Annotated in this window: 26 protein-coding genes; 13 read left to right on the top strand and 13 right to left on the bottom strand. The window is 71.7% G+C overall.

What is annotated here, in order from left to right:
- Nucleotides 1-93: 93 nt before the first annotated feature.
- On the bottom strand, nucleotides 94-1,851 hold the full coding sequence (locus FKO37_RS11550; RefSeq protein WP_235079424.1) for a CocE/NonD family hydrolase: 1,758 nt from the start codon (nucleotides 1,849-1,851) through the stop codon (nucleotides 94-96).
- Between the two features lie 201 nt (nucleotides 1,852-2,052).
- Here FKO37_RS11550 and FKO37_RS11555 point away from each other — a divergent pair, with 201 nt between their 5' ends.
- Entirely contained in the window at nucleotides 2,053-3,399 is a 1,347-nt protein-coding gene (locus FKO37_RS11555; protein WP_037365768.1) for a hypothetical protein, read from the top strand.
- 151 nt (nucleotides 3,400-3,550) lie between these two features.
- Here the strand turns inward: FKO37_RS11555 and FKO37_RS11560 are convergent, their stop codons facing one another.
- The gene (locus tag FKO37_RS11560; RefSeq protein ID WP_143271427.1) at nucleotides 3,551-5,968 is read right to left on the bottom strand and encodes a transglycosylase domain-containing protein; all 2,418 of its coding nucleotides are present in this window, start codon (nucleotides 5,966-5,968) and stop codon (nucleotides 3,551-3,553) included.
- A 220-nt stretch (nucleotides 5,969-6,188) separates the two neighbouring features.
- Here FKO37_RS11560 and FKO37_RS11565 point away from each other — a divergent pair, with 220 nt between their 5' ends.
- The 4 genes from FKO37_RS11565 (at nucleotide 6,189) to FKO37_RS11580 (ending at nucleotide 9,267) form a co-directional block, all read left to right on the top strand.
- Complete coding sequence (locus FKO37_RS11565; protein ID WP_101437981.1) at nucleotides 6,189-7,085, top strand: alkaline phosphatase family protein; 897 nt, start codon at nucleotides 6,189-6,191, stop codon at nucleotides 7,083-7,085.
- 175 nt (nucleotides 7,086-7,260) lie between these two features.
- The gene (locus FKO37_RS11570; protein ID WP_037365772.1) at nucleotides 7,261-7,656 is read left to right on the top strand and encodes a BlaI/MecI/CopY family transcriptional regulator; all 396 of its coding nucleotides are present in this window, start codon (nucleotides 7,261-7,263) and stop codon (nucleotides 7,654-7,656) included.
- Complete coding sequence (locus FKO37_RS47530; protein WP_037365774.1) at nucleotides 7,653-8,552, top strand: M48 family metalloprotease; 900 nt, start codon at nucleotides 7,653-7,655, stop codon at nucleotides 8,550-8,552. The genes FKO37_RS11570 and FKO37_RS47530 overlap by 4 nt, the downstream gene beginning before the upstream one ends.
- A gap of 97 nt (nucleotides 8,553-8,649) precedes the next feature.
- Nucleotides 8,650-9,267, top strand: coding sequence for a phosphatase PAP2 family protein (locus FKO37_RS11580; protein WP_037365777.1), 618 nt, complete (start codon nucleotides 8,650-8,652; stop codon nucleotides 9,265-9,267).
- Between the two features lie 9 nt (nucleotides 9,268-9,276).
- Here FKO37_RS11580 and cei read toward each other — a convergent pair whose 3' ends face one another.
- Nucleotides 9,277-9,933 carry an envelope integrity protein Cei gene (cei, locus tag FKO37_RS11585; RefSeq protein ID WP_051166272.1) on the bottom strand — a complete coding sequence of 219 codons (657 nt, stop codon included), beginning with the start codon at nucleotides 9,931-9,933 and terminating at the stop codon, nucleotides 9,277-9,279.
- 180 nt (nucleotides 9,934-10,113) lie between these two features.
- Here cei and FKO37_RS11590 point away from each other — a divergent pair, with 180 nt between their 5' ends.
- From FKO37_RS11590 to FKO37_RS11600, 3 genes are all read left to right on the top strand, one after another.
- Nucleotides 10,114-10,512, top strand: coding sequence for a hypothetical protein (locus FKO37_RS11590; RefSeq protein ID WP_101437982.1), 399 nt, complete (start codon nucleotides 10,114-10,116; stop codon nucleotides 10,510-10,512).
- Nucleotides 10,513-10,735: 223 nt separating this feature from the next.
- Nucleotides 10,736-10,855 carry a hypothetical protein gene (locus tag FKO37_RS11595; protein WP_235079431.1) on the top strand — a complete coding sequence of 40 codons (120 nt, stop codon included), beginning with the start codon at nucleotides 10,736-10,738 and terminating at the stop codon, nucleotides 10,853-10,855.
- A complete protein-coding gene (locus tag FKO37_RS11600) occupies nucleotides 10,807-10,950 on the top strand; it encodes a hypothetical protein (RefSeq protein ID WP_235079432.1) in 144 nt (47 codons plus the stop codon). Before FKO37_RS11595 ends, FKO37_RS11600 begins: the two co-directional genes overlap by 49 nt.
- Here FKO37_RS11600 and lgt read toward each other — a convergent pair.
- Both lgt and FKO37_RS11610 read right to left on the bottom strand, forming a co-directional pair.
- A complete protein-coding gene (gene lgt, locus FKO37_RS11605; protein ID WP_051166273.1) occupies nucleotides 10,947-11,789 on the bottom strand; it encodes a prolipoprotein diacylglyceryl transferase in 843 nt (280 codons plus the stop codon). The genes FKO37_RS11600 and lgt overlap by 4 nt on opposite strands.
- Nucleotides 11,790-12,063: 274 nt before the next feature.
- Nucleotides 12,064-13,176 (bottom strand): phosphodiester glycosidase family protein, encoded by a 1,113-nt coding sequence (locus tag FKO37_RS11610; RefSeq protein ID WP_051166274.1) that lies wholly within the window; start codon nucleotides 13,174-13,176, stop codon nucleotides 12,064-12,066.
- 202 nt (nucleotides 13,177-13,378) lie between these two features.
- Between FKO37_RS11610 and FKO37_RS11615 the strand changes: the two genes are divergently transcribed.
- The 3 genes from FKO37_RS11615 to FKO37_RS11625 all read left to right on the top strand — a co-directional run bounded on the left by FKO37_RS11615 (nucleotide 13,379) and on the right by FKO37_RS11625 (nucleotide 15,906).
- Nucleotides 13,379-14,806 (top strand): ATP-binding protein, encoded by a 1,428-nt coding sequence (locus FKO37_RS11615; protein ID WP_051166275.1) that lies wholly within the window; start codon nucleotides 13,379-13,381, stop codon nucleotides 14,804-14,806.
- A gap of 16 nt (nucleotides 14,807-14,822) precedes the next feature.
- Nucleotides 14,823-15,503, top strand: coding sequence for a response regulator transcription factor (locus FKO37_RS11620; RefSeq protein ID WP_037365780.1), 681 nt, complete (start codon nucleotides 14,823-14,825; stop codon nucleotides 15,501-15,503).
- Nucleotides 15,504-15,615: 112 nt separating this feature from the next.
- Nucleotides 15,616-15,906, top strand: coding sequence for a hypothetical protein (locus FKO37_RS11625; protein ID WP_143271428.1), 291 nt, complete (start codon nucleotides 15,616-15,618; stop codon nucleotides 15,904-15,906).
- Nucleotides 15,907-16,040: 134 nt separating this feature from the next.
- Here the strand turns inward: FKO37_RS11625 and FKO37_RS11630 are convergent, their stop codons facing one another.
- Together FKO37_RS11630 and FKO37_RS11635 are read right to left on the bottom strand one after the other, a co-directional pair.
- Nucleotides 16,041-16,760 (bottom strand): type 1 glutamine amidotransferase, encoded by a 720-nt coding sequence (locus FKO37_RS11630; protein ID WP_037365785.1) that lies wholly within the window; start codon nucleotides 16,758-16,760, stop codon nucleotides 16,041-16,043.
- Nucleotides 16,750-18,015 (bottom strand): MurT ligase domain-containing protein, encoded by a 1,266-nt coding sequence (locus FKO37_RS11635; RefSeq protein WP_238604460.1) that lies wholly within the window; start codon nucleotides 18,013-18,015, stop codon nucleotides 16,750-16,752. Before FKO37_RS11635 ends, FKO37_RS11630 begins: the two co-directional genes overlap by 11 nt.
- Nucleotides 18,016-18,150: 135 nt before the next feature.
- Between FKO37_RS11635 and FKO37_RS11640 the strand changes: the two genes are divergently transcribed.
- Nucleotides 18,151-18,864 (top strand): response regulator transcription factor, encoded by a 714-nt coding sequence (locus FKO37_RS11640; RefSeq protein ID WP_037365789.1) that lies wholly within the window; start codon nucleotides 18,151-18,153, stop codon nucleotides 18,862-18,864.
- A 23-nt stretch (nucleotides 18,865-18,887) separates the two neighbouring features.
- Here FKO37_RS11640 and FKO37_RS11645 read toward each other — a convergent pair whose 3' ends face one another.
- The 5 genes from FKO37_RS11645 to FKO37_RS11665 all read right to left on the bottom strand — a co-directional run bounded on the left by FKO37_RS11645 (nucleotide 18,888) and on the right by FKO37_RS11665 (nucleotide 24,417).
- Nucleotides 18,888-19,637: a membrane protein gene (locus FKO37_RS11645; protein WP_037365790.1), complete on the bottom strand. Its 750-nt coding sequence runs from the start codon at nucleotides 19,635-19,637 to the stop codon at nucleotides 18,888-18,890.
- A 130-nt stretch (nucleotides 19,638-19,767) separates the two neighbouring features.
- Nucleotides 19,768-22,428 (bottom strand): FtsX-like permease family protein, encoded by a 2,661-nt coding sequence (locus FKO37_RS11650; RefSeq protein WP_037365791.1) that lies wholly within the window; start codon nucleotides 22,426-22,428, stop codon nucleotides 19,768-19,770.
- The gene (locus FKO37_RS11655) at nucleotides 22,425-23,159 is read right to left on the bottom strand and encodes an ABC transporter ATP-binding protein (RefSeq protein WP_051166276.1); all 735 of its coding nucleotides are present in this window, start codon (nucleotides 23,157-23,159) and stop codon (nucleotides 22,425-22,427) included. Before FKO37_RS11655 ends, FKO37_RS11650 begins: the two co-directional genes overlap by 4 nt.
- Entirely contained in the window at nucleotides 23,156-23,818 is a 663-nt protein-coding gene (locus FKO37_RS11660; protein WP_037365793.1) for an ABC transporter ATP-binding protein, read from the bottom strand. Before FKO37_RS11660 ends, FKO37_RS11655 begins: the two co-directional genes overlap by 4 nt.
- Nucleotides 23,818-24,417, bottom strand: a complete 600-nt coding sequence (locus FKO37_RS11665; protein ID WP_101437983.1) for a hypothetical protein — start codon at nucleotides 24,415-24,417, stop codon at nucleotides 23,818-23,820. The genes FKO37_RS11660 and FKO37_RS11665 overlap by 1 nt, the downstream gene beginning before the upstream one ends.
- A gap of 235 nt (nucleotides 24,418-24,652) precedes the next feature.
- Between FKO37_RS11665 and FKO37_RS11670 the strand changes: the two genes are divergently transcribed.
- A complete protein-coding gene (locus FKO37_RS11670; RefSeq protein ID WP_081655250.1) occupies nucleotides 24,653-25,996 on the top strand; it encodes a HAMP domain-containing sensor histidine kinase in 1,344 nt (447 codons plus the stop codon).
- A gap of 169 nt (nucleotides 25,997-26,165) precedes the next feature.
- Here FKO37_RS11670 and FKO37_RS11675 read toward each other — a convergent pair whose 3' ends face one another.
- Nucleotides 26,166-26,516 carry a helix-turn-helix transcriptional regulator gene (locus tag FKO37_RS11675; RefSeq protein ID WP_037365795.1) on the bottom strand — a complete coding sequence of 117 codons (351 nt, stop codon included), beginning with the start codon at nucleotides 26,514-26,516 and terminating at the stop codon, nucleotides 26,166-26,168.
- Nucleotides 26,517-26,531: the final 15 nt, after the last annotated feature.

The following is a 26,531-nucleotide window of genomic DNA, read 5'->3' on the forward strand; positions in this document are numbered from 1 at the left end:
CCTGGGGCGGCCGTGAGCGGCGGGCAAGCCGGGTCCGTGGTCGCGGGCGGAGCCGGTCGGTTCTCCCGGACGGCGGGCGAGCGGTCCCCGCGCTCAGCGACCGGTGGTCGGCAGGGTGAGGACCTGACCGGTGTCTCCGGTGCTCACCGTGACAGGCGCCGCGACCAGGCCCGCCCGGTAGTTGAGGTCGCCGCTGGCGAGCATGACGCGGATCGCGTGCCCGGCCGGGAACTGGTGCACGACGGCGGGCAGTGTGATGCGCGCGGACTTGGCCGGATCGGACAGCCGGACCGGGGCGATCAGGTTGTGCACGAGGCTTTCCGTGCCGTCCGGCGCCACGTCGTACAGCTTGGCGAACAGCACGAGCTGGCCGGCTGGACCGAGCGTGCTGCTGACCGCCGTGGTGGGCGCCTGCACCTTCACCTCGAGCTGCGGCTCGCCGACCACTTCGAGTGGCGCGGCCAGTGGGCGGCCGGTCCAGGAAGCGTAAGTCCCAGGGAGATTCTCGTCGGGCGGCAGGTTCGGCGAAAACGCGTCGATTCCGGACGAACTGGTCGGGAATCCGGCCGGGGGTGTGAGGAAGCTTTGTGCCCCGGCCCGGACACCGCTCGGATCGGTGACCAGGTCGCCGCTGCCGGAGAGGAAGAACTTCATGCCCGTGCCCACCGGGTAGGCGGGGGCGCTGCCGTAGGCCGGGGTGGCGATGCCGGTGTAGTCGATCCAGTCGCGGAAATAGGCGAATCCGGGGTATGCGTCCGGCTGGCCGCCGCGCAAGTACTGGTTGAACCAGCTGGTCACGCGGGCGGCTTCGTACTGGGCGGCCGGGTCCGGGCCGGCGAGGTCCAGCTCGCCGGGCGCGGGGGTGGCACCGGAGTGACCCCAGGACTGCCAGATCATCTTCACCGGCGTGCCCTGGGCCCTGAGCGCTCGGTACGTGGCGGCCGCCTCGTTGAGGTTGAACAGCGTGTCGTTCTCGCCCTGCGCCAGCAGGACCGGAACGCGGATCCGGTTGACGTAGGCGGACACCGACGCATGCCGCGTCAGCGCGAGCGTGTCCGGTGTCGGATAGCCCAGCGTCCCGGACGCCGCGAGGTCCGCGCAGATGTCAGTGGTGAAGTTGGGGCAGCCGATCACCCTCGACGGGTCGCTGGTGAAGCCCGTCGCGCTGTCCAAGACCGCGCCCTCGGTGAAGAACAGCAGCGGCCAGGTCAGCTTGGTGACCCCGGGGGTGGCCGAGGTGACGCCAGTGCGGAGATCGGTGTTGTTCGGGGCCAGCGAGTAGGACAGGTCGTTCCAGGTGATCAGCGGGACGAGGGTGTCGATCCTCGGGTCGACCGAAGCGGCCGCGAACTGCACCTCGCCGCCGTAGGAACCGCCGATCATGCCGACCCGGGGATCCGCGGCGTCAGTCCGGCCGGCGTGGTCCACCGGATCGCGCACCACGTAGTCGGCGCCCGCGACCGGCTGCGCGTGTGCCGCATCCGCGTAGGCGATCCCGTCGGCGCCGCCGAGGAAGCTCACCAGCTGGCTCGCGGCCTGCCCGTCCCAATCCGGGTCGTCCAGTGTGATCTTGCAGCCCGAACCGCCGAAGCCGAGGCCGGAATAGGACAATACCGCGTAATCGTGCGCGGCGAAGTATCGCGCGATTCCGGCCTGATCGTCCTTGGACCCGCCGAACCCGTTGGTGGTGAGGATGGACGGCACGCGGTGGCCCGGACCGGCGTCGGCTGGCGTGTACAGGTCGCCGACGATGTCGCAGCGCTGCACCCCGCCGGGCCCGACCAGCACGTCGAAGTGCAGGGTGCGCACGGTGTACGCCCCGGCCCCGGCCCCGGCCGTAGCGTCAGCCACTCCCGAAGGTGCGGTCAACAGCACTGCTGCCGCGATCAGGGCCACTCGGCGCGCACACGACGTCATCAGAAGACCTCCCGAAATGCGGTCCATGCCCGCTGTTAGGCAACGAGCTTCGACAGATTCGGTGACGCACGTCATAGTCGTCGCCGAGTTCCCTCTCCTTTGTCAGGCCGTCTGGCATCGAGGCTGGAGGAAACCATGCGGAACTCCGAGAACCGGCTGTCCAAGACGACGGTGTTCGCCGCGGCGGTCCTCCTGGCAGTGGCGGCACCGGCAGCGGCGAGCCGTCATCGGGCGGAGGCGGCCGGCTCCGCTTTCGCCACCGGTCAGTTGCAGGTGCAGAACGCGGGTGCGAGCGGGTGCGGCGCCAACGCGGCCGGCGAGCCGTCGATCCACGTGTCGAAGGCCGGTCTGGTGGGGCTCAGCTCCGAGAACGGCCTCGGCGGCGGCAGCCAGTACTGGCAGGGCCCGAGCACCGCGGCCGCGTGCGGGCTGACCTACGCGGGCCAGCCCAACGCGATCGGCGGCATCGGCCTGTCGGGCGGGGACACCGACAGCGCTTTCGCACCGGAGAAATCCGCCGCCGGCACCTACCGGATCTACGTCGCGAGCCTGAACCTCGCCTCGGTCAACGTCGCGGTGTCCGACGACAACGGCCGCACTTTCAGCCAAACCCCGGTCCAGGCCGGCTTGCCGCTCGACGACCGGGAATGGATCGCCGCCTACGGCGCCGACACCTCGCTGCTGACCTACCACGACATCCTCACCAACAACATCGATGTACTTCGCTCCGACAACGGCGGCACTCTCTACACGCACGTCGCCCGCGTAATCCCGGACACCGACTACAAAGCAATGAACAACGAACTCGGCAACCTGGCGATCGACCACCGCAATGCCTCTCCGGTGTCCGGCGGCTTCTGGGCCTACCAATCGTTCGTCGCGCCCAGCTCATCCTCCGGCAGCGAGTTCAACGAAGCGTTCCTCGGCGTCTCCGCCGACGGCGGGCACACCTGGACCAGCAAACCGATCCCCTGCACGACGGCCTTCGGCGCAGCCGGGCTGGGCCACAACTTCCCCAACGTCTCGGTCGCACCGAACGGCACCCTGTCCTACGTCGTCTCCAACGACACCGCCGTCTACGTCGCCACCTCGGCCGACCACGGCGACACCTGGAGCTGTTCCGGTCCGGTAAGCACTTCCAAGCGGGCTGTCTTTCCCTGGCACGTCGCCACCAGCGCGGGCACCGACCTCGTCTACTACGGCACCCCCGACGGGCAGACCTGGTACGTCTACTTCGCGCAGAACACCGGCAGCGGCTGGTCGACCACCCAGGTTGTCCCCGTGCACAAGGGTGCCATCTGCGAGGGCGGCGTCAGCTGCACCGGAGGCCGTCAGCTGCTCGACGACTTCGGCGTCGACACCGACCAAAACGGGTTCGCGCACATCGCCTACACCCAGGACAGCCCCGCCCTCGGCGGCTCGGGCAGCGCCACCGGCTACGCCGTGCAGACCGCAGGGACACCGGCGGGCTACCCGAACTGATCGATCGGGGCAGATCGCCGACGCGGACGTCGCAGTGCCGGATCGGTGCGGCGCGCCGCGGCAGCGCGAGGATGCGGGCGTCGAGCAGCGGCTTCGTCACGTAGGCGCCGGCACCGGCAATCCTCCGGCGGGGCCGGGCGAGGCGGTGCTCTTACCCGCCGCTGCCCGGACCCGGACCGTGGTGCCGCCGGCCGGGCGTGGTGGTCGGGCAACTGGGGCCGCACGCAGCGGTGGGTTGCGGGCTCGTCGGCTGGTCGGACGTGGTCGGCGCGGCGGTGGTGGAGGGCGTGGTTGCCGGGGCGGTCGTCGGCGTGTCCGGTGTGGTCTGGTTCGAGGTGGCCGGCGCCGGGTTGCCGGTCGTGGCCGGGGCGGCGGTGCCCGCGGGGGCGGGCGGGAAGTCGCGCGCGGGCTGCCCGGCGAGGTAGGCGTTCATGAAGTCCTGCCAGATGTAACCGGGTTCTTCGCGTCCGTAGACGTCGTAGCCGTGATCGGAGCCGATGCCGTTGTGGTAGTTGCCGTAGATCGGTGCGGGCTGCTGGGTGTTGCCGAACCAGACGGCGGTGACGTTTTGCGGGGTGTAGCCGACCATCCAGGCTTCCGAGTTGTGCCCGGTGTTGTTGAATTGGGCCGTTCCGGTTTTGGCCGCGTTCGGGCGGCCGCCTCGCAAGCCGTCGCCGGACGACGAGGCGACGTCGGTCATCGACGCGGTGACGGTGTGCGCGATCGCGGCGCTGGCGGCGGGGTCGGAGCCGAATGCCGGAACGGCCGCGGTGTCGAACCGGTACAGCTGGCTTCCGGTCCCGTCCGTCACTTTCGTGACGAAGTGCGCCGGGAGGTACTTCCCGTCGTTCGCGAAGGTGGCGTAGCCCTGGGCTTGGTCGATCGGCCGGACCGGGTACTGGCCGATCGAGATCCCGAGCTGGGTGCTGCCGGTTCCGTTGCCGGTGACCGGGTCGTCTTGCTGGAGCGAGTCGAAGGCGGACCCCAGCGAGGAAGTGATGCGTTTCGGGATTCCCGCGTCCCAGGCGGCTTGCCGCACGTTGTTGACTCCGGCCTGCGCGCCCATGCGGTAGAAGACGGTGTTGACGGACTTGGTCATGGCGTCCTTGACGGTGATCCGGCTGGCGCCCTCGCCGTCGGAGTTGTGCACCAATTGCCCGTCGATGGTCTGGTTGTCGCTGCCGTCGTAGACGGTGTTCAGCCCGATGCGGCCCGGGTCGGTGCGCAGGCCGGCGGCGAGGACATAGGGCTTGAACGAGGAACCGGGCTGTTGCGGGGTTCTGGCCAGATCGTAGGAGGTCGAGCCGTCCCCTCCGTAGTACGCCACGATCCCGCCGGTGGACGGGTCGACCGAAACCAGTGCGGCGCCTTCGTGCGGATAGCCGCGGTCGGCTGAGGTGATCTTCGCGACCGCGTGTTCGGCGTCGGTCTGCGCGGGGGGCTGGATCGAGGTGTAGATCTTGGCTCTGGACCGGGACAACGCCTGTTCCGGGAGGCCCTTCTTGGCCAGCTCGTCGAACACCGCGGCGACGATGTACTGGCGGGTGGGGGAAAGGGCCGGGCCGGATCCCGCGCTCGTCTGGGCGATCGGCGCCGGAAAGGCGGCCGAGTCGTATTCCGCCTGGCTGAGCCAGTGGTTGGCGAGCATCCGCCCCAGCACGTAGCGGTAGCGCTGTTGCTCGTAGGCGGGCTTGTCCGCGTAGGACGGCAGCTGGACCATCCCGGCCAGCAGCGCGGCCTGTTCGTTGGTGAGCTTGCTGACGTCTTCCCCGTAGAACGCTTTGGCCGCCGCCTTGATCCCGTACGCGCCGCGTCCGAAGTAGACGGTGTTCAGGTAGGCGGTCAGGATGTCCTGTTTGGAATAGGTGTTCGTCATCTTGTAGGACTCGACCATCTCGGCCATCTTGCGGGCGAGCGTCGGCTGGTCGTTGCCGGTGGCCTTCTTGACGTACTCCTGCCCGATGGTGGAGCCGCCGCCGGTGCCGCCGTTGAGCCGGTTCCAGACCGTGCGCACGATCGCGTTGAGGTCGAAGCCCGAGTTGGTCATGAAGGTCTCGTCCTCGGCGGCCATCTGCGCGTTCTTCATCGACTGCGGGATCTGGTCCCAGGTGGCCAGCTGGCGATTGCCTGCGGTTCCGGTCTTGGTGTACATCACGGAGCCGTCCGCGTAGTACAGGGTGACCGGCTGGTTGAGCGCGGCGGCGAGCGCTGTCGGATCGGGCACCCGCACGAACTGGTACGCGACGACGAAGGCGATGACCGGGCCGAGCAGGCACACGCCGGCCAGGACGTAGAGGCCGCGCCGGATGCGCCGCCAGAGCTTCTTCCGCGGCACTCGCGGCCGGGCGGGCCCGCTCGGCGGCGGCGGGTTGCGTGGGCCGGCCGGCCTGGGCCGGGCGGCCGGCAGCGGGGGCGGGGCGGGCAGCCGATGCGTGAGCAGTTCCGGCTCCGGCTGGTTGCGCGGATCCGCGGGCCGCCCCGGCCCGGCCGACCGCCGGGGCGGGATCGGCCCCGGGTGGCGGCCGCGGGGCCAGTGCGGCGGCTCGCCGGGCGGGTACGGGCGGTTCACGAGCGGTTCTCCGGCACCGCGGCGAAGGCGTCCCCTCGGGCTCGACGTGGTCGTGTTCCCGCTGCCGGGAACGCGAGGAGGTGAGGGCCGGGCGCGGGGAGAGAGGGCATGGGCTCGATTCCTGACGGTCAACGCTTCTACATTATTGTAGAAGTCGTGCTTGTGTGTTCCGCGTGACCGCGAGACGAATGCCAGGTCCGGAGTGCGGCGAGGAGGTCCGGTGTATCGCGGGAAACGGGTGAGCCGGGCGGCGGCGCTGGGCGGTGCGCTGCTTCTGCTGGCCGGGTGCGCCTCGTCCGGACCGACGCCGTACCCGCGGGCGCACCCGTCGGCAGCCGCCGCTGCTCCGGCAAGCCTTCCCCGGCCGGACCACGTCGTCGTGGCGATCTTCGAGAACGAGGGCGAGACCGAGGTCGACGGGGCGGCCGGCGCTCCCTATCTCTCCTCGCTCGCGGCAGCGGGGGCGAGCCTGTCCGATTCGCACGGCATCGCGCATCCCAGCCAGCCGAACTACGTGGCGTTGTTCTCCGGCTCTCCGCAGGGCGTCGCCGACGATTCCTGCCCGCGGGACCTCGGTGCGCGGCCCAACCTGGCGAGCCAGTTGACCGATGCCGGATTCCGGTTCGCCGGGTTCGCGGAAGGCATGCCGCGCGACGGATTCGCCGGGTGTTCCTCGGCTGACGGCGCCTACCGTCGCAAACACAACCCCTTGCCCGATTTCAGCAACGTGCCGCCCAGCGCGAACCGGACCTATCGGCATTTCCCCGCCGATTACTCGACGCTGCCCACGGTGTCGTTCGTGATCCCCGACATGTGCCACGACATGCACGATTGCCCGGTTTCCGCGGGAGACGGCTGGGCGGCCGGGAATCTGTCCGGATACGCCCGGTGGGCGCAGGCGCACAACAGCCTCCTCATCGTGACCTTCGACGAGGACACCGGGACCCCCGCCAATCGGATCCCGACGATCCTGTCCGGGCCGATGGTGCGCACGACGCGCAGCGCCCAGCCGATCGACCACTACAGCGTTCTTCGCACCGTCGAGGACATGTACGGCCTGGCACCGCTCGGAGAGGCCGCTTCCGCCCGGCCGATCACCGGCGTCTGGAAGCGGTGAGCCCCGGGCGTTTCCAGGACCGGGACGAATCCCGGGCGGTGCCCGGAGACGGTCCGCCGTCCGGCGACAGCAGCCGGGCGGCGGCGTCCGGCAGGTACCCTCGTGGTGCTCGCGGCCGGCGAGCCGAGCGGGCGCGCGGGCGGGGCCGTGCCGCGAGAACGGACTGAGGAGGACCATGCCCGGCGGAGACGGATCGCGGGCACGGCGCGCGGCGGGCGCGCTGGAGTCGGAAGTGATGGCCGCGCTGTGGGCTGCTCCGGCGCCGCTGTCCGGTGCGGCGGTGCACGAGGCGGTGGGGACGGATCTCTCGTACAAGACGGTGCTGACCGTGCTGACCAGATTGCACGAGAAGGGCCTGGCCGAACGGGCGGCATCGGGGCGCGGGCACGTGTACTCGCCGCGGCGGGCGCATGCCGAGCTCACTGCCGAACGGATGAACGTGGCGTTGCGCGAGGCCCGGGACCGGGGGGCCGCGTTGCAGAAGTTCGTGACGACCCTCGGGCCCGAGGACGCGGCGGCGCTGCGCGAGATGCTCGACGAGGGCGATCGTCCCCAGGGCGGCCGGCGGTGAGAGTCGACGTGTATCTGGCTTTGCTGCTTCCGGTGCTGGCGGTGCGCGGCCTTCCGCTGGCGGGCAGGCGGCTGGCGCCGCCTGCCGCGGTGCGCCTTCTTTGCGCGGTGGCGACCGCGGTCGGCGCGGGGACTCTGTGGGGATTGGTCATGGTCGCCGGTGCGGGGTTGAGCCATCTCGGGGAGATTCTCGAGCATTCGCCGATCTCGGCGGCCCAGTTGCGCCGGCTGGACCCGGTGCCGCGGATCGCCGGCCTGGTCGCGGCCGTGCTGCTCGCGGCGATCGTGGTCCGGGTGGCCAGTGCGCTGTACCGCCGCGGCCGGGTGCGGCGGGCGATGAACGGCGTCGTCGCCGGCGCGCGCGGCGAGCTGGTGGTGTTCACCGATCCCAGTCCGCACGCCTATGCCGTCGCGGGCGGCATCGGCCGGCCTGGCCGGATCGTGGTCTCCGACGGCATGCTGCGGGCGCTCGACGCCGAGGAGCGCCGCGTGCTGCTGGCCCACGAGCGCGCGCATCTCGCGCACCGGCACCATCGGTATCAGGCGGTCGCGGCCGTCGCGGTCGCGATCAATCCGGTCCTGATCCGCCTGCGCGGCCAAATCGCGTTTCAGCTCGAGCGCTGGGCGGACGAAGATGCCGCGACCGCGGTGGCCGACCGTGAACTCGCCGCGCGGTCGCTGGCCCGGGCGGCGCTGGCCGCCGTCCCGCCCGCCCCGCCCGCGCTCGCGTTCAGCGACCGCGGAGTCGGGGGCCGCGTCCGCGCTCTGCGAAGCGCTCCGACTGTGACGCGCCCGCTGTCGCTGCTGCCCACTGTGGCCGTGCTCGGTGCGGGCGTCGCGGTCCTGGCGGACGCCACCATCGCGTTCCTGCGGGTCGCCGGCGCGGTGCTCGGCTGACTGCCGGTTGCGAGCCTTTCCGCTCGCTCTTCCTACAAGCTGTAGGATCACCGGTCTGTGCCGTATCCGCTTTCCGCCGGAAGGACCAGCCAAGCCCGTGCCGTGGAATCTCGCCCTGTTCTGGGACATCAATCAGCTGGCCGCTCGCACCGGGTGGGCGCATCCGTTCATGGCCGCCTTCGCGTTGTGGGGCGGCCCGGTGATTCTCGTGCTGCTGCTGGCTCTGGGGTGGTGGACGCGCCGCGGCCGTGGCGGCGCCGCCCGCGCGCTGGCGGCGGCGGTGCTGACCGGAGTCGCGACCCTCGTCTCGCTGGGTCTGAACCAGTTTTTCGCCGCGCTGCACCAGGAGGTTCGCCCGTTCCTGGCTCTGCGCGGCGTCACTGTGCTGCTGAGCCATTCGGCGGACAACTCCTTCCCCAGCGATCACGCGGCGCTCGGCGCGGCACTGGCGGTGGGCGTTCTCGTGTTCGCGCGCGGCTGGGGGGTGCTCGCGTGCGCGGTCGCCGTATTCCTTGCCTTCTCGCGGGTGTACGCCGGGATGCACTACCCGCTCGACGTCCTGGCCGGGCTTGCCATCGGTGCGGTCGCCGCGTTGCTGCTCGTGCCGACGCTCGCCGGGCTGCTGGGCAGGCTCGTGCAGCGACGGATGCCGAACGTGCTGCGCCCGCTTCTTCTCGGCGTCGAGGCTCCGGCAGCGGGCGCGGCGGTGGAATGACGGCGGCGGTCAGCACTGCCCGCGGCGGGCCCCGGCCAGCAATGCCGGAGTCACGGCGGGCGGCGCCGCGCCGATGGCCGGACGGCCGCTCGGCGCGGCCGCCAGCAGCTGGAGCGCCCGGCGGGCATCGGGATTCGGGGTCACGTCGCTGAAGTCGCTGCCCAGCGCGAGATCGACGCTGCTGCCGGTCCGGCGATCGCGCACAAGTTGGGCACACGGTACGGCCAGGCTGAGAGTCCTGGCTGCCGCGGTGCCTGCCGGACCGAAGCGGATCTGGCCGAAACACCGCAAGTCGCCGGCCGGGTGCAACGGGTCGTCGGCAGGGGGCGACGCCTGCGGGAAACCGAGCTGGGCGAGTTCGCCCGCGGCGAGTCCGGCGCTTCCGCGCTGGCCGCTGCCGTTGAGCACGGTCACCGGACTGGCGGCGGCGGGCGCGGGAGCGACGCCGTCCAGCGCGTCGTAGGGCAGCGCGGCCAACGTCTGCGGCGCGGTGCCGGCGGCCGGGGGAGGACAGGCGACCAAGGCGGTGGCATCCGCGGCGCGCTGCAGTGTCGTGACCCAGACCGCGATCGCGGCGAGTATGAGGACGCTCAGCGCGGCGATTCCGGCGAAGGGCTTTCGCCGCCGGTAGCGCAGCGGATCGCGTCGTCCCGTCAAGGTCCGCATCGATCCCTTCCCGTCGTCTGGTTCGGCGCGGTCAGCCCGAAGCGGGCAAGCCTCATCCTACAACGTGTAGGATGAGGGCCAGGTCCCGCGACGAGCGCGGTGTCGTTCGCCGCGGGCCGGGCTCCGGCGCGGCGACGAGCGGCCGGGCGTCAGCGGTCCACTGTGGATTGGGGTTGCGCGATGGCACTCGGCTCGCGAAGACGCGCAGGCGCGAAACCGTTGTTCGGCCGCGTGGATCCCTACTGCTGGTTCGCCGTGCTCGGCCTCGTGGCCATCGCCGGGGTCGGGGTCGTCGCCCGCAGCGTAGTGATGACGATCATTTTTCTCGTTCTCGCGGCGGGCCTGGTGACGTTCGACGCGTGGGTCAACCGGCCGGAGCCGACGCGCCGCCCGGGACCGCCGCCGGTCGCGTCTCCGCGGGGGCGCAGGCCGGAAAGCCTTGGGCCGCAAGACCGGAGCCGCGCGGCGCCGCCCCGTCCGGCGGTTCCCAGGCCGCCCCAGCGGTTCGCCGCGCCGCCTCCGCGCGGCGAACGACTCCAGCGTCCGCAGCGTCCCCGTCGGATGCCGGACGGGCGATGAGCGCGGGCCGCGCGCGCGGAGTCAGGGATGCCGTTCGTGTCGCCGGACGGGAATCGGTTTTCGGCGTCCAGGACGGAAATGCTCTCATGGACTACACGAAGTCGGTCATCCGCGACCATCCGTCCGAAGCCGTCGTGGCAAAAGTGCGGCAGCCCTCGCGGCGGAGAGGTTCGGAGTCCTGATCGACGTGGCAGCGACGATCAAGGCGAAACTGGACGAGACCGTGCCCCCTCAGTTGATTCTCGGGGCCTCCAACCCGCAGCTGGCTCGCCGCAGATCGAGCCGCGGATCGGCGTGCCGCTGCCGTGCAATGTCGTGGTCAAAGCGCTCGACCCGGCAGTGATGGTCACGGTGCCCGGCCGTCAGGATCTGCGGCCTGTCACCGACGAAGCCGGGCAACGGTTGCACGCGGCCCTGGCCGCGGTGAGCACCGGTTAAACCGGGGGCGGGCCTTTCGCCGCCCCGGCGCTGTCGTCGCGCGGTCGCGCGGAGCGCCGCCGCCACAGCAGCGCTGCTGTCGCGGCGAGGAAAACGACCAGGGAAGTCCAGTCGTTGAGGCGCAGGCCGAGGAAGTGGTTCGCGTGGTCGACGCGCAGCGCTTCGACCCAGGCGCGTCCGACGGTGTATGCGGCCACGTACAGCGCGAACAGCTTGCCGGTGCGGAGGTCGAAGCGCTTGTCCGCCCAGAGCAACAGCACCGCGACGCCGACGTCCCAGAGGCATTCGTAAAGAAATGTCGGGTGGTACAGCCCGATGCCGGGGGTGTCGGGCGGGCGGTGCGCCGGATCGATGCGCAATGCCCAGGGCAAGGTGGTCGGAGCGCCGTAGAGTTCTTGGTTGAAGTAGTTGCCCCAGCGCCCGATGGCTTGCGCGAGGACCAGCCCGGGAGCGAGGGCGTCGGCGAACTCCAGCAGGCTGATTCCCCGCCGGCGGCAGGCGATCCAGGCGCCGAGGGCGCCGAGCGCTACGGCTCCCCAGATTCCGAGGCCGCCGTCCCAGATGTAGAGCGCCCGGACCGGATCGCGGCCGGGGGCGAAGTACAGTTCCGGGTCGGTGATCAAGTGGTAGAGCCGTCCGCCGACGATGCCGAACGGGACCGCCCAGATCGCGATGTCGAGCACGTCGTCGGGGTTGTGCCCGCGGGCGCGCCAGCGTCGCCGGGCGAGCCAGACGGCGACGACGATCCCGGCGATGATGCACAAAGCGTAGGCGCGGATCGGAACCGGTCCGAGGTGCCAGACGCCTTGCGGCGGGCTGGGCAGGGACGTCGTGACCATTGCGGACGGCCCTCCTCGGAGCTGAATTCTCTCGGTGGGAGAACTATAGATCACGGACCTGGAAGTCTTCTCCGCGGTGCTCGCTGTGTGCACCTGCGGTGCCGGACAAGCGCGTGCGGAGAAAACCTCAGTGATGTTGGACCACGCATGCGTGGTCCAGATCGTTCTTTCGCAGAATGATTCCCGGTCCTTGCGGCGGCACGGTGCCGCAGCGTCGGCTGCGACCGAACGTCAGTTTCCGGTCGGGTGGGCGTCCTCGCGGTCGCGGCGGCTGTCACGCTCCGAGGGACGACAGCGGCGAGACGCCGGCACTGGCCGGTGGTGCTCCGCCCCGGAGGACGATGGCGAAAAAGTCGCGTTGATCGGCGGTCAGGTAGCGGTCCGCCGAGCCGGGCATGGCAGGCAGCAGCTTCCGCGGCGAGCTGCCGGGCCGGTCGGGCCGGTAGGCGTTGAACGCGACCATTCCCGGGTGGATGTCCAGTTCCATGCCGCGCACGATTCCGGCCTGGACCATGGCCCCGGCGAGCGTCCGCAGGGTCAGTTTGTCGCCGGCCACGTAAAGGAGATTCCCGGCCCGGTCGGTGCCGAGCCCGGAACGCCAGGTGTACTGGAACTGGTTGCTGGCGCTGCCCCAGCGGCCGACGGCGTTCGCCCGCAGCCCGGGGACGGCGCTTCCGTTGTCGACGACCAGAGCGAGGTTCTGCCGTACCGCGCGGACGGCGGGGGACATGGTCGCGTCGCGGCCCCATTGCGCGATCGATATCCGGCCGGACCGGTCGATGACGACCGAAGCGGCGCCGTCCTTGAGCGGACGGGCAGTGCGGCCGTCCGCGTAGAACCCGCCCGCGGTGTCTTTGAACTTGAATCCGGCATTGAACGTGGCCAGCAGCGCCGGGCGCACGCCGGACGGCACCCGCGCACCCTCCGGCCAGCCGGAACCGCCCGGCTCCTTGGTGCCCGCGATGAGGGAGGCGCGCACCAGCGACTGGTTGATCCACGCGACGCCGGCGACCACGCTGGCGTGCGCGGGATCCGGCCGGATGAAGGTCGTGTAGTCGGCGACCGGGCCGCCCGCCGTACTCGCTCCCGGGGTCCAGCGTCCTTCTCCGGGCAGCCGGGGGAGTTGTGCCGGGAGATCGGCGGGCCGGGGGCCGGCGCCGAGGCTGGGGAGAGGCGGCGGCGCGGTCGGGAGCGACCCGGCGGGCGGGGGTGCGGCGGAGGGCGGATGCCTGGTGTACCACCAATTCTCGACGGTGTTGACGACGCCGCCGAGCCCGATCTCGCGCAGCCAATCGACAGTGCGGACCGCGAACGACGCCGCACCGGGATAGGTGAGGGCTCGGGTGTAGCTGCCGATCGGGTAGGCGAGCACCGCGACGACCAGCACCAGAATTAGCTTGCGCCGCGGGCGTTTGGGTCTGGGCATCGGTGTGCCGGCAGTGGCCATGACCCGACCGTAGGCCCGGTTGAGCGGGCAATAGGACAGCGTTCGGCAAGCGGAATGCAAAACGCGGCCGCGAAATGGGTGCGCGCTGTGAAAATGCTGAGAATTCGTTCAGCGAATGGTGTGTCGCGGTTATGCTCGGCAGATGAGGCCGAGTGCCTGCATTCGCGAATGCGTGGCGCGGGCCGGTGTTCGACGGTGGAGCAGCATCATCGCTATCGGCATTCTCGCGCTGGGCATGATCACGGCCGGCGTCGCCGTGCTGGCGTTGCTGAACCGCTCGCTCGTGTCGGGCGCCACCGATACCGCGTCGGCCAAAGCCCGGAATGTCGCCGCCGCGCTCGCCGCGGGCGGCCCGGTCGCTGAACCGGCGCTCACGGCGACGCCCGGGGAAACGGCGGCCGTGCAGATTCTCGACGCCGGCGGGCGGGTGGTGCGGTCGAGTGCCGAACTGGCCGGCGAGCCGCCGATCCTGACCGGCCTGCCGCCGGCCGGCGGCGAGGCGGTCGCCACCGTCGCGTTGCCGTTGGGGCAGAACAATGCCGAATACCGGGTGGTGGCGGTCAGCTCCGCCGGCTACACCGTGGTCGCGGCCCAGTCGCTCGAAGGCGCCCGGACGGCCGTCGCGCGCCTGGCGGTATTGCTGGTCGCCGCTGCGGTTCCGTTGCTCGCCTTGGCGTGGCTGGCGGTCCACCTGGCGCTGGGAGCCGCGCTGGGACCGGTGGAGGCGATGCGCCGTACCGTCGCCGAGGTCTCGATGACAGACCTGGCGGTCCGGGTCCCCGTCCCGCGCGCGCAGGATGAGATCCAGCGCCTGGCCAGCACGCTCAATGCGATGCTGGCGCGGCTGGCCTCCGCGCAGGCAGCGCAGCGCCGGTTCGTCGCCGACGCCAGCCATGAGTTGCGTTCCCCGCTGTCGACGATCACGGCGACACTGGATTTGGCGGCGCGGCATCCGGGACGGATCACCATGGCGGAGCTCGTTGACATCAACGGCGCCGAGGCTGCCCGGCTGGGCGAGCTGGTGGACGACCTGCTGGTGCTCGCGCGCACGGACGACGGCAGTGACGCACCGCCCGCCGCCGACGTCGATCTGGACGATGTGGTCCGGGCCGAAGCCATCCGGCTGAAGTCGATCGGCGGGCTCACGATCGAGGCCCGGGTACGGCCGGCGCGGATCCGCGGCAATGCGGCACAGGTCGCGCGCGCTGTCCGCAATCTGACCGAGAATGCCCGCGAGCACGCGGAAAGCACCGTGCGGCTGGTTTGCCGGCGAGAGGGCCGGCTGGCGGTGGTCGAGGTGTCCGACGACGGCGCGGGCGTTCCGGCCGCGGAGCGGTCGCACGTGTTCGGCCGGTTCGTCCGGCTGGACGCGGAACGCGACCGGGGCCATGGGGGAGCAGGGCTCGGGTTGGCGATAGTCGCGGGAATCGCCGCGCGCCACGGCGGTCGCGCCCAGTGCCTCGCACCGCCGCCCGGTCGGCACGGCGCCTTCTTCAGAGTCGAATTCCCGGCCGCCGAGGAGGACCCGGGAGCCGCCGCCGCGCGGGTCGCGGACGAGACACCGGACTGAGCGAGAGGTCGAGACTATGCGTGTTCTGCTCGTGGAGGACGAACCGCGGCTGGCCGAATCCGTGCGCCGCAACCTGGTCGCGGACGGATTCGCGGTGGATGTGGCCGGCACCGGGCCCGACGGGTTGTGGGCGGCCAGGGAGCGTCCGTACGACATCGTGGTGCTGGACATCATGGTGCCCGGGCTGTCCGGCTACCGCGTGCTCGAGACGTTGCGCGCGGAGGGCAACTGGGTGCCGGTGGTCATGCTCACCGCCAAGGACGGCGAATACGACGAGGCGGACGCTTTCGACCTCGGCGCGGACGACTACCTGACCAAGCCGTTCTCCTATGTGGTTCTGCTGGCCCGGCTGCGCGCGCTGCTCCGCCGCGGTGCGCCGGCCCGCCCCAGCGTGCTGCGGGCAGGCGACCTGGTCCTCGATCCGGCGCGGCGTTCGGTGCGGCGAGCGGAGACGGAGATCGCTTTGACCCCAAGGGAATTCAGTCTCCTGGAGTACCTGATGCGCCGGCCGGGCGAGGCGCTGACGAAGCCGGACATCCTCGCCCACGTGTGGGACGCGCAGTACGACGGCGACGACAACGTGGTGGAGGTCTATGTCGGGTACCTCCGCCGGAAAATCGATGTTCCCTTCGGCAGGCAGACCATCGAGACGCTGCGCGGGATCGGCTACCGGCTGATCGACGACTCGCGGATCTGAGTCGCCGACGGTGTTTTCTCAGCTTCGTTCAGCGTGTGGCCAGCGTCCGCGTGCCAGCCTGCGGCAACGGTGCCCGGTAGCGGTCGCCGAAGTCACGACAGCAGGAGGAATCATGACGGGACGAGCACGATTGGCCGCGGGCGCGGCAGCGGCGGCGCTGCTGGCCGCCATGCTGGGCACAGCGGTCGCGTCCGCGGCCCCCAGCGCGCCGGCACCGGCCGCTGCGCCCGTTGCTCAGGTGCAACAGGCTGCGGCAGAGCCGCAGGCGGCGCCGGAGCAGCCGGGCGCGGAGGGGCCCGAAGCGACCGCCGAGCCGCACGGCGGCGCGGCGGAGGCCGACGGCCCGGGCGGGCATCAGGATCCCGCGGGCAATGCGGATCACCAGTTCCAGGGCCAGGAGTAGGCGTTCGGGCATCGCGCTGACCCCGTGCGGAGCGTGCGCACGGGGTCAGCGGCGACGGAGCGGGTGCCTGCCGGTCGACCTGGGCCGGCGGCAGCCGCTGTACGGCGCCGGATCAGGCATCGGCTGCCGTGCCGTCAGCGCCTACGCCGTGGGCGGGACAGCCGCTGCCGCCGGAGTTCGGCCAGGCCGGGCACCTCGAGCGGGCGCAACGGTGTGCCCACGGCCCAGCTCAAGAGCAGGTCGGCCAGCTCCGGGTTGCGCGCGAGCGCGGGTCCGTGCAGGTAGGTGCCGACGACGCGGCCCTGGACGGCTCCGTCGAAGCCGTCGCCGTTCCCGGTGCCGTGCTCGACCCGGCCGAGGGGTTGTGCCGCTGGGCCGAGCGTGGTGTGGCCTTGGTGATTTTCGAAGCCGGTCAACGCTTCCGTGAGCAAAGACGGAACGGGGCGAGTGCGGATCTCCCCGACCGCCCGGTCGCGGGCCGGTGCGGTGACGAGATCGAGCACGCCGATGCCGGTCCGGACCCGCCCGTGTCCGGTCGTGAATTCCCGTCCGAGCACCTGAAGCCCGGCGCACACGGCGAGCAGCGGCGCTCCCCGGCCGACGGCGCGGGCGAAGCCGGGTTGCCGGGCGAGGAAGTCGGCGGCCAGCGACTGCGCGGAGTCTTCGCCGCCGCCGATGACGTACAGGTCGAGCGAGTCGGCGACCTCGTCGTCGACGGTGATCGGGATGACCGCGGCGGGGAATCCCCGCCACTGCAGGCGTCGCTGGAGGATTTCGGCGTTCCCGCAATCCCCGTAGGTGCCCAGCAGATCGGGCAGCAACAGCCCGATGCGGACCGCGGACTCACCGGGCATGCGCCAGCCTCGCCGCCGCGTCGCGGAACGCCGTGTAGTTGCCGACCAGTTCGACCGGCCCGGGCGGGAGCGCCGCGACCGCGGCGAGCGGATCCGGCACGACGCGATGTGCGACTTCCGCGTAGCTCAGCCGGACCGACAGGTCCATGGCCCGGTCGCCCGAAGCGACGATCCGCCGTCCTCGCAATGCGCCGAACGCGACGTCCCACAACCATGACGGGTCTGTCCCGTCGGCTTCGCGCGCGTTGACCGCCAGCACGGCGGGGCTGGCGCCCGGCGCGAGAATCCGCAGCGTTTCCGCCCAGCCGGCCGGGTTCTTGGCCAGCAGCAAGCGAACCCGGCGTTCCCGGTAGCCGACGACGCGGTACCGGCCGTCGACTTGGTCGACCGCGTCGGCGGCGGCCGCGGCGGCGTCCAGCGGCACGCCGAGCGACGCCGCGGCCACGGCGGCGAAGGCGAGGTTGCCGGCGTTGGCCCGTCCGGGCAAGGCGGGAGCCAAGCGGACCCGCAATCCCTTCCGGTGCACGAGTTCGCCGTCGTCCAGGACCCAGGCGGGTTCCGGGCGGGCGAAGCCGCAGAAACACCGCCAGCCGCCAAATGCTTCGCGCACCGCGCTCCCGCAGCGCGGGCAGGACGCGCTGTCGCCTCGCCAGGAGTTGCCTGCCGAAAGCCACACCGGATTCGCGGCAGCCATCGCCGCGGAGGCGGCAAGGGGGTCGTCGCAGTTGGCGATGACCATTGTGGACGGACCGGCGGCGAAGGCGGCGCGCAGGACATTCTCGGTGCGCCGGACCTCGCCGGTCCGGTCGAGCTGGTCGCGGCTGAGGTTCAGCAGGACGACCGCGGCCGGGGTCGTTTCGGCCAGCACGGCGGGGAGGTGGTTTTCGTCGACCTCGAGTGCCGCGTACCGGGCCGTCGGGCTGGCGGCCAGCGCCGCGACCAGGCCGTCGGGCATGTTCGCGCCGCTGGCGTTGCACGCGACTCCGCCGAACGGCCGCAGCGCGGCGGCGAGCAGGCAGGTCGTGGTGGACTTGCCGTTCGTCCCGGTGACCAGCACCACCTCCCGGTCCCGGCACAGATGGGCCAGCGCCGCCGGCTGGAGCGCCAAGCTGACCCGGCCTCCGATGATGCCGCCGCGGCCGAGGCCGGCGGCGCGGGAGGCCCGGGCGGCCGCGTTGCCGGCGGCGACCGCCGCCCTCGTCCGGACCGGGAGGGACGGCCGGGTTCCGCGGCTGGGCCGATTCAGGACCGTCATAGTCGCCACGGTAGGAACGCGCGGGGAGAAAACCGTCAAGGCAGAGGTTAGCGCAACGCAAAACCTGGCTGGTTCACCCGGGAGAGGCCGCCCGTACCGGCCTTCCGGCGGGAATCCGATGGCTAAGCTCGGGGCATGGCGGAGCTGCTGGTGGTCGAGGACGACGACACGATCGGGCGGACCCTGCAGACGAGCCTGCACCAGCACGGCCATCGGGTGGCGTGGCACCGGTCCGCCCGGGCGGCCCTGCGCGAAGCGCGGCTGCACGAGTTCGAACTGGCTTTGCTCGACCTCGGCCTGCCGGACCTGGACGGGGTCGAATTGTGCCGGGAACTGCGAGTCGTCCAGCCGGGCTGCGTGCTGGTGATTCTCACCGCGCGGCAGGAAGAGATGGACGTCGTCGTCGGACTGGAGGCCGGTGCCGACGACTACCTGACGAAGCCGGTCCGGCTCACCGAACTGCACGCCCGGATCCGGGCGCATCTGCGCCGGGGCGCGGCGCCGGCGGACAACCGGGCCGTCCTCGCGGTCGGGCCGCTCCAGGTCGACCGGGCGGCTCGCCGGGCGACCGTGTCCGGACACGAGATTCCGTTGCGGGCCAAGGAATTCGACCTGCTCGCGCGGCTGGCGGCCGAACCCGGGGCGGCGGTCAGCCGCACGACGCTGATGGCCGACGTGTGGGACGCGCACTGGTTCGGCTCCACCAAGACCCTCGACGTCCACGTCGCCGCGCTGCGGCGCAAGCTCGAGGACGCGGCCGGGCCGGCGGAGGCTCCCGCCATCACGACTCTGCGCGGCCACGGCTATCGGCTCGAACAGCCCCAAGCCGACCGCGATCCGGACGGCTGAGCACCCCGCCGGACCCGTCCGCGTCACGCGGCGAGGCCGGCGAGCCGGATCTGCCGTTGCTGCCAGGCGGTGTAGCCGATCAACGCGACCAGGACCGATCCGAGCAGGACCGAGGCTCCGACGGTGCCGTAGCCCATCCCGCCCGCGGAGACCGGTTTGCTGACGAAGTCGCCCGCCGACGCGCCCAGCGGCCGGGTCAGGACGAAAGCGATCCAGAACAGCAGGGTCCGCGAGATCGGGGTCGTCCGCATCGCCAGGAGCGCGAGCAGCAGGACCGCGGTGATCACCAGGGCGGTGCCGCCGAAGCCGAGGCCGGAATCGTCGGCGAGGAAGTCCCCGAGCGACGTGCCGAGCGTGTTGGAGAGCAGGATCGCCGTCCAGTACAGCAATTCGCCCTTGAACGTGGCGATGGTCTGCACGTCGAACGAGTAGCCGGTGGACTTCCAGATCGCGAACACGGCGAGCAGCGCGGTCACCAGGACCAGCGCGCCGGCGGCGTAGCCGAGGCCCGCGGTCCGGTTCATGAAGTCGGACATCGTCGTTCCGGCTGTGCTGGTGGCGAGGATGACCGTCCAGTAGAGCGCCGGGCGGAAGGTCTTCACCGCCAGCTGGGTCGCCAGGCTGGCGACGAAGACCGTGACGAGGATGGCCGAGCTTGCCAGGTAACCGACGCGCAGGGTCTGGGCGAGCAGATCGCCGGCGGTCTCGCCGAGCGTCGTGGCCGCGATCTTCATGATCCAGAAGACCGCGGTGATCGGGGGAAGCTTGTTCATGATCGTCAGTGAAGCGTGCCGCCGGCCGGTTTCGCCGGTGCGTCAGCCCATCCGGTGACGGGTTCGGAGCGAGATTTTGCCGTGGTCTAACGAAATTCCGACACCGCGGGCGGCCGCGCGAGACGGGGCGTCAGAGTTCATGGAGCACCGCGATCGGGGACCGCCGGGCGATTCTGACCGTGACGGCGGCGACCACGGCGAGCGCCGCGACAGCGGTCGCGCCGACCGCGACGAGGTAGCTCCACGGCACCGTGAGTGCGGCCGGAGGCGGATCGAACACCCCGGTCAGCACTTTCACCAGCAGGTGCGAAAGGGCCCAGCCGGCGAGGCCTCCGGCGAGGAGGCCGCCGGCGCCGAGCACGAGCACCTCGCCGAGCACGAACGAGCGCAGCTGGCGAGGAGTCGCGCCGAGTGCGCCGGCGATCGCGAAGGAGCGGCGTCGTTCGGCGAGCCCGAGCGCGAGGACCAGGCCGCCCGCGGCGGCGGCGAGCACGAGCGCGAATCCGAGTTCGACTCGGGTCAGGCCCGCGAGGTCGACCGCGGTCAGGCTGGAGCCGACGGTGGCGCGGGTGTGCGCGATGTCGGTCACGGTCGCGGCCGGACCGAGCCGGTCCTGGAGCCGGCGGGCCACCGCGGTGGTGTTCTGCCCGCCGGTGTCGACCAGGAACGCTCCGACGGCGTCGCTGCCGGTGTGCTGGGCGACATAGGCGGCGTTGGCGACGAAGAAGCTGTCCTTGGGCGCGGTCGGGAATTCCTTCACCACGCCCGCGTAATGGAAGGCCACCGTGGTGAATTGTTTTGTCCGTCCGTCCTGCAGCCGGAGATTGAGCAGATCGCCGGGGCTCAGCTGGAAGTCTTTGACGGTCTCGGCGCTCACGAGGATGGCGTCGGGCTGTGCGGCGAGCCGCTGCATCAGTTCCCGGGCGGTGCCGCCCTGGAAATAGGCGTCCTGCAGAGCGGTCACCGTGGTGATGCTGTCCGGCCGCACGCCGTAGAGGTCTTGCAGATCCGCTCCGACGTAGGCGAAGCGATGCTGGACGGGTTCGACACCGCGCACGCCGGGGGTGGCGGCGATCGGGCCGGCCGCGGATGGCCCGGCCGAAGTTCCAGGCGATTCGGTGACCGTGACGTCGGCGCCGTTGGTCAGCTGCGCGTCGGCCTCGGCCTGGGCCTGGTAGGTCGCGTTGAACGTCGCGGTGGACGCGGCGAACGAGAGCGCCAGCGCCAGCAGCACGATGGCGTGCGCGAGCAGCCGCCGCTGGCGCGCCAGCGAGCCCGCCACGACATTCGCCAGCGAGCCGGCGAAGGGCCGGAGGCCGCGGCCCAGGAGACGGCGGCCGGGGCCGAGCAAGAGCTCTGCCAATCGCCACGCGAGCAGCCCGGAGCCGAGCCAGAACAGCGCGGGCGAAGCGAACGCCCAGTACGACACTGAAATGGCCGGCACGCCTTCCGGCGCCAGCACCAGTTGGTAGCCGGTCCGGCTCGTCAGCCAGAACACGACCGCGGCGGCGGCGAGCAGGAGCACATCGAGGCCGTACCGGCTCCAGGCCGGCCGCTCGCGGCGCGTCAGGGCGGCCCGCCCCGAGGCCACTGTGGTCCCGCGCAGGTCGCGCCAGGCCGGAGCGAGCACCGTCAGTCCGGCGATGGCCAGCCCGGAGAGAACGGCGGCGACGGACCAGCCGGTCGCGTCCGCCCCGCTCGCCCCGAACCGCGCCGATCCGAAAGCCGTCAACCCGATCAAGGCGGCAGCGGCGGCGCCGACGACCGACCCAGCTGCGCCGACGAGGAGGGCCTCCGCCGCGGCCAAGCGCAGCAGTTGCCGGCCGGTCGCGCCACGCGCGCGCAGGAGAGCTTGCTCGCGCCGGCGGCGAGGGGCGCCCGCGGCCACGGCCACGGCCGTCAGGAGGCCCGCGAGGACTGCTCCCGGGAGCCCGAGAAACAGGAACAGCACCCGCGCGTAGGCGGCATCGGAGCGCGCCGCGTCCAGGGCGGCGCCGAGGTTGTTGCCTACGACGGCAGTGCCGGCGGAGCGGGCCTCGACATTGTGTGCCGCGCCCACGACCTGGGTGTAGGCGGTTGCCGGGTCGGCGGGAAGCGAGCGGTTCAGCGCGGCGTGGATCTGGGTGGTCACCAGGTCCGGGCGGGCCGCGGCGAGCGGGTCGAACAAGGCGTGCCACGCGCCGCTGCCGAGGATGAGGACGTTGTCCGGGGGCGCGGAGGGCTGCGCGCCTGCCGGGGCGCCGACCTTCTGGAACAGGGAATCCGCTTGCGGAAGGTCGACGACCTCGGTGACGCGGACGCTGACCGGGGGCAGCCCCGCCCGTCCGAGCTGGATGACATCGCCGGGTTTGGCGTGCAGGTTCGCGGCGGTCTGCTGGGCCAGTGCGACTCCGTGATCGGCTCCGGCCAGAGTGCGCACCGCGCCGGGGAAATCACCGCGGTAGGAGCCGGGCAGCCCGAGCACCACCCCGGGTCCGGTCGTCTGGGCGGTCCCGCCGCCGGATGCCGACATGCCGGTTGTCCGCGCGAATCCCACCGTGTCCGAGCGCAGCACCCCCGGCCCGTTCCGGACGAGGTCGCGGACGGAGGCGGGGTTCGCGCCGGCGCGCACCTCGACCTGCCAGTCCACGGCGACGCCGCGGGCGGCGCGGCCGGTCATCGAACCCTGTGCGGCGGCGAGGAAACTGCCGAGGGACACCAGCAGCGCGACGGCGACCGCGATGCCGCCGGCCGTCGCGCCGAGGCGGACCCCTCGGCGGCGCACCAAGCCGGAAATCCAATGCCGGATCATCGAGTCTCTCCGTTTCGCTCGGCAAGGCCGGGATCGGCCGCGCCGTGGAGCCGGCCGTCGCGCATCGTCCATTCCTGCCCCAGCCGGGCGGCCACGAACGGGTCGTGCGTCGCGACGACCAGCGCGGCGCCCAGTTCGTCGGCCGTGGCGGCCAGGACCGTCATGACCCGTTCGGCGGACTCGTGGTCGAGCTGGCCGGTGGGTTCGTCGGCGACGATCAGCAGCGGGCGGGCGGCCAGCACCCGCGCGACCGCGACCCGCTGCGCCTGCCCGCCGGACAGCTCGTCCGGCAGCTTGCCTCCCAGGTCGTCGATCGCCAGCCGGCCGAGTGCGGACCGGGCACGGCGGAAGGCCTCGTCCTCGGGCTCTCCGGCCAGCAGAAGCGGCAGCGCCACGTTCTCGGTCGCGTCCAGCGCGGGCAGCAGACTGGGACCCTGGAAGACGACTCCGACCTCGGTGGCTCGGTGGTGCAGATCCGGCCACTCGACGGTGCCCGCGGTGGGCCGGTCGATCCCGGCGATCAGGTGCAGCAGAGTGGATTTGCCCGATCCGGACGGCCCGGTGACCGCCAGCCGCAGGCCCGGGCGGATCCGGCAGGTGATGCCGTGCACCGCCACGACGGCGGTCGGCCCCTTTCCGTAGGTACGGGCGACATCCCGGCATTCGGCCAATATCCCCGGTTCGCGGTCGGCGCGGCCGAATCGCGTCGCGGGCGCGGTGTCGCCGGTCATTCGCATACCTTTCCGTCGTCGAGCCGGACCGTCCGGTGCGCGAACGCGCTCACCGCCGGGCTGTGACTGGCGACCACCACCGCCGTCCCGTCGTGTGCTGTCTCGGCCAGCAGTTCGAGGATCCGGTGTTCCGTCGTGCTGTCCAGTTCGCCGGTGGGTTCGTCGGCCAGCACCACGGCCGGCGTGTTGGCCAGGGCGACCGCGAGGCCCGCCCGGGCGAGTTCGCCGCCGGAAAGCTGGCTGGGGTAAGCACGATCCCGATCCGCGATGCCCAATGCGGACAGAAGCGCGCCCGGGTCGCGCGCGGCGCGCCGGCCGGCGAGGCGCTGTGCCACCACCACGTTGCCCGCTACGGTGAGGTGCTCCAGGAGATTGCCGTTCTGGAACAGCATCCCGATCCGGCGGGAGCGCAGCCTGGCCCGCACCGGCTCCGGCTGGTGGCTGATCCGGCTGCCGGCGACGTGCACGCTGCCGCCGTCCGGATCGTCCATGCCGGCCAGGCAGGCGAGCAGAGTGGACTTTCCCGATCCGGAAGGTCCGGTCACCGCGACGATCTCGCCGCTTTCGACGGCGAGGGAAACCCCTTTGAGCGCCAGGGTTTCCTCCTCGCCCGAGCGGTAGAAGCGATACAGCTGGCGCGCGTGCAGCGGCGCTGCCATCACATCCACCGCACCGAGTCGGTGATCGTGCGCCACGGATCGACGTTGTCCGCCCCTTTGGGGCCGCTCAGCGTGAGGACCAGTTCTTCGCCGTTGTTCCAGAATTCGTACCGCTCCACCGAGTCAGCGACCGATTTCCCGGTGACCGGGTCCGGTGGCGAGTCGGCCTGGTAGGTGATCAGGACCGCGTTTCCCGCCTTGCGCGCGACGGTGCTGACGGACCCGGCGACGTAGCCGCGGCTGCCGGTGCGGATGGCGGGCAATTCCTCCGCGGTCGCCGACCCGGTGGTGGGGGCTTGCGGGCGGGCGGTGGTTTCGACGCGGACGCTGTTGAATTTGTCGGTGAACAACGCGGAATTGCCTGCTGTGCTTCGTGCCCAGCCCTCCGGAACCGACACGGTGAATCGGTGGTCTGGCGTGGTGAGCGGGACGTACACCTGGTTGTCGGGAATGTCGCCCGCCGGATTGGCCTCCGGGGCATTCGGGGCGGGCGAAGCACCCGGGGATGCCGGGCTGTTCGCTGAGGAACACGCACCCAGTGCCAGTGCCGCGGCGAGCGACGCGACAACGATTCCGGCGTGACCGGTCGTGCGTTTCATTGCGGTTTCCCTCCCACGGCGACTGGTGCGAGGACGACGCTAGAGAGGGGCGCGAAAGGCCTTCGGCTCGTTTCGGCCAGCGCACGGCAAAATTCCGCGGGCCGCGGCCTCCCGTTTCCCGCCGGAGCGGCCGCCGGTTAGCGGACGGCAAACGAACCGCCTCGCGAACGCACGATGGCCGGAGCGGCTGCACACTGGACGCCGAGGGCGCGCGCCCGCCGCCGAAGGAGCCGTTGTGCGCAAGCGAATCATCCTGTTGACCGTGCTGGCCGGCGTGCTGGCGATCAGCTTGTTCGGCTTGCCGCTCGCGGTCGGCGTCGCCCGCTACTACCTCGACGACGAGCGTGCCGAGCTGGAACGGCTTGCCGACTCGGCGGCCTTGTCCGTCTCGGCGCAGGTGATCCGGCACGATCTGCCCGACCGGCTCCCGGCCGCGGAGGCGAACACCTCGCTGGCTCTCTACAACCCGTCCGGGGACCGGCTGGCCGGAGGCGGACCCGCGCGGCTCGAAGCGGCGGGCTCGGCGATCCGGGCGAACGAAGTGATCGCCGACGACACCGGGACGGACCTGGTCGCCATCGTTCCGATCACCGATGCCGGGACGGTCGTCGGCATGGTGCGCGCCGCGACCCCGCACAGCGAGGTGGATCGGCGCACTGCGCTGACGTGGCTGGGCATGGGCGGCCTGGCGGTGGTGGCGCTGGCCGCCACCTGGCTTGTCGCGCACCGCCTGTCGGTCCGGCTGGCCGCGCCGCTCGAAGAGCTGTCCACCAGCGCTGCGCGGCTCGGCGACGGGGACTTCACCGTGCGGACCCGCCGGTCCCGCATTCCCGAGATCGACCGGGCGGGCATCGCACTGGACACGACCGCTGGGCGCATCGGGGACATCCTCGCCCGTGAGCGGGCGTTCTCCGCGGACGCTTCGCACCAGTTGCGCACCCCGCTCGCCGGTCTGCAGATGCAACTCGAGGTCGCGCTGGAGAGCCCGGACCCGGCGTTGCGCCCGGCTGTCACCGCCGCGCTGGAGACGACCTACCGGCTCGACCGCACCATCCGCGACCTGCTCGCCCTCGCCCGCGATGCCCATCCCGGCACCGAACTCGTCGAGGTGAAGACCGCGCTCGCCGAGTTCCGGCAGGATTGGCACGGTCTGCTGGCCGCGCAAGGCCGGGTCTTGCTGTTGCGAGATCCTCTCGACCTCGCGGAGACCCGCGTCTCGGCTCTCGCGACCCGCCAAGCCATGACCGTGCTGCTGGACAACGCCTCCCGGCACGGCCGGGGCACGGTCACCGTCACCGTCCGAGACATGGGAGAAGCCATCGCTTTCGACGTGACCGACGAAGGACCGGGTCTCGCCTCGGATGCCGATCCTTTCCGGCGGCGGTCCGACTCCGCCGCCGGGCACGGGATCGGCCTCGCTCTCGCCCGCAGCCTGGCGGAAGCCGAAGGGGGCCGGCTGCTGCTGGGACGGCCGGCGCCGCCGACCTTCACCCTGCTGCTGCCGGTGCGGCGCGGCGATGCGACCGGCAGGGAGAACGACGATCGGCAGGCCCACGCCGCGCTCGACCTGGACCGCTGACGCTGGCCTTCGAGCTGTTCGCGTGACAGGCCGAGCCGTCGAGCGTCGGCGGCAGGCCGCACACTCGCACCCCGAGTGCACGGCCGGCCTCGGGTGGCGTTCGAGCGGGCGAAGAAGCGGACGAGGTAGCGGAACCTCGCGTCGGCCGGCGGCACGCACCGCCTCCGGGCTAGTCGTGGTCCGGGATGCTGTGCAGGTGGTGGTCGGCGGCGTTCATGGCCTCGGCCAGGAGGCGTCGCACGTGGCCGCCGCGGGCGCGGTAGAGGGCGCGGCGCCCGTCCCGGCGCAGTTCGACGAGCCCGGCCAGGCGGAGCTTGGCCAGGTGCTGGGAAACCGACGGCCGGGCGATGCCGACTGCCGCGGCCAGCGACGCGACGTCGTATTCGTCGCCGCTGAGCAGCCACAGCATCCGCAGCCGGCCAGGTTCGGCGAGCATCCGCAGCGCGGTAGACGCGGTTTCGACCAGTTCGGCAGGCGGCAGCTGGGTCCATTGGACACCAGGTTCATCATGTGCGTACATGTGCACCTATCATGG

Origin of the sequence: Amycolatopsis sp. Poz14, assembly GCF_006704225.1 — a bacterium.
Taxonomy (GTDB): Bacteria; Actinomycetota; Actinomycetes; order Mycobacteriales; family Pseudonocardiaceae; genus Amycolatopsis; species Amycolatopsis nivea.

Coding starts and splice junctions, on each gene's coding strand:
- FKO37_RS11555 (WP_037365768.1), top strand. CDS start 2,053: ATGCGGAACTCCGAGAACCGGCTGTCCAAGACGACGGTGTTCGCCGCG.
- FKO37_RS11570 (WP_037365772.1), top strand. CDS start 7,261: ATGCCCGGCGGAGACGGATCGCGGGCACGGCGCGCGGCGGGCGCGCTG.
- cei (WP_051166272.1), bottom strand. CDS start 9,933: ATGCGGACCTTGACGGGACGACGCGATCCGCTGCGCTACCGGCGGCGA.
- FKO37_RS11590 (WP_101437982.1), top strand. CDS start 10,114: ATGGCACTCGGCTCGCGAAGACGCGCAGGCGCGAAACCGTTGTTCGGC.
- lgt (WP_051166273.1), bottom strand. CDS start 11,789: ATGGTCACGACGTCCCTGCCCAGCCCGCCGCAAGGCGTCTGGCACCTC.
- FKO37_RS11615 (WP_051166275.1), top strand. CDS start 13,379: ATGAGGCCGAGTGCCTGCATTCGCGAATGCGTGGCGCGGGCCGGTGTT.
- FKO37_RS11620 (WP_037365780.1), top strand. CDS start 14,823: ATGCGTGTTCTGCTCGTGGAGGACGAACCGCGGCTGGCCGAATCCGTG.
- FKO37_RS11625 (WP_143271428.1), top strand. CDS start 15,616: ATGACGGGACGAGCACGATTGGCCGCGGGCGCGGCAGCGGCGGCGCTG.
- FKO37_RS11630 (WP_037365785.1), bottom strand. CDS start 16,760: ATGCCCGGTGAGTCCGCGGTCCGCATCGGGCTGTTGCTGCCCGATCTG.
- FKO37_RS11635 (WP_238604460.1), bottom strand. CDS start 18,015: ATGACGGTCCTGAATCGGCCCAGCCGCGGAACCCGGCCGTCCCTCCCG.
- FKO37_RS11640 (WP_037365789.1), top strand. CDS start 18,151: ATGGCGGAGCTGCTGGTGGTCGAGGACGACGACACGATCGGGCGGACC.
- FKO37_RS11645 (WP_037365790.1), bottom strand. CDS start 19,637: ATGAACAAGCTTCCCCCGATCACCGCGGTCTTCTGGATCATGAAGATC.
- FKO37_RS11650 (WP_037365791.1), bottom strand. CDS start 22,428: ATGATCCGGCATTGGATTTCCGGCTTGGTGCGCCGCCGAGGGGTCCGC.
- FKO37_RS11655 (WP_051166276.1), bottom strand. CDS start 23,159: ATGACCGGCGACACCGCGCCCGCGACGCGATTCGGCCGCGCCGACCGC.
- FKO37_RS11660 (WP_037365793.1), bottom strand. CDS start 23,818: ATGGCAGCGCCGCTGCACGCGCGCCAGCTGTATCGCTTCTACCGCTCG.
- FKO37_RS11665 (WP_101437983.1), bottom strand. CDS start 24,417: ATGAAACGCACGACCGGTCACGCCGGAATCGTTGTCGCGTCGCTCGCC.
- FKO37_RS11675 (WP_037365795.1), bottom strand. CDS start 26,516: ATGTACGCACATGATGAACCTGGTGTCCAATGGACCCAGCTGCCGCCT.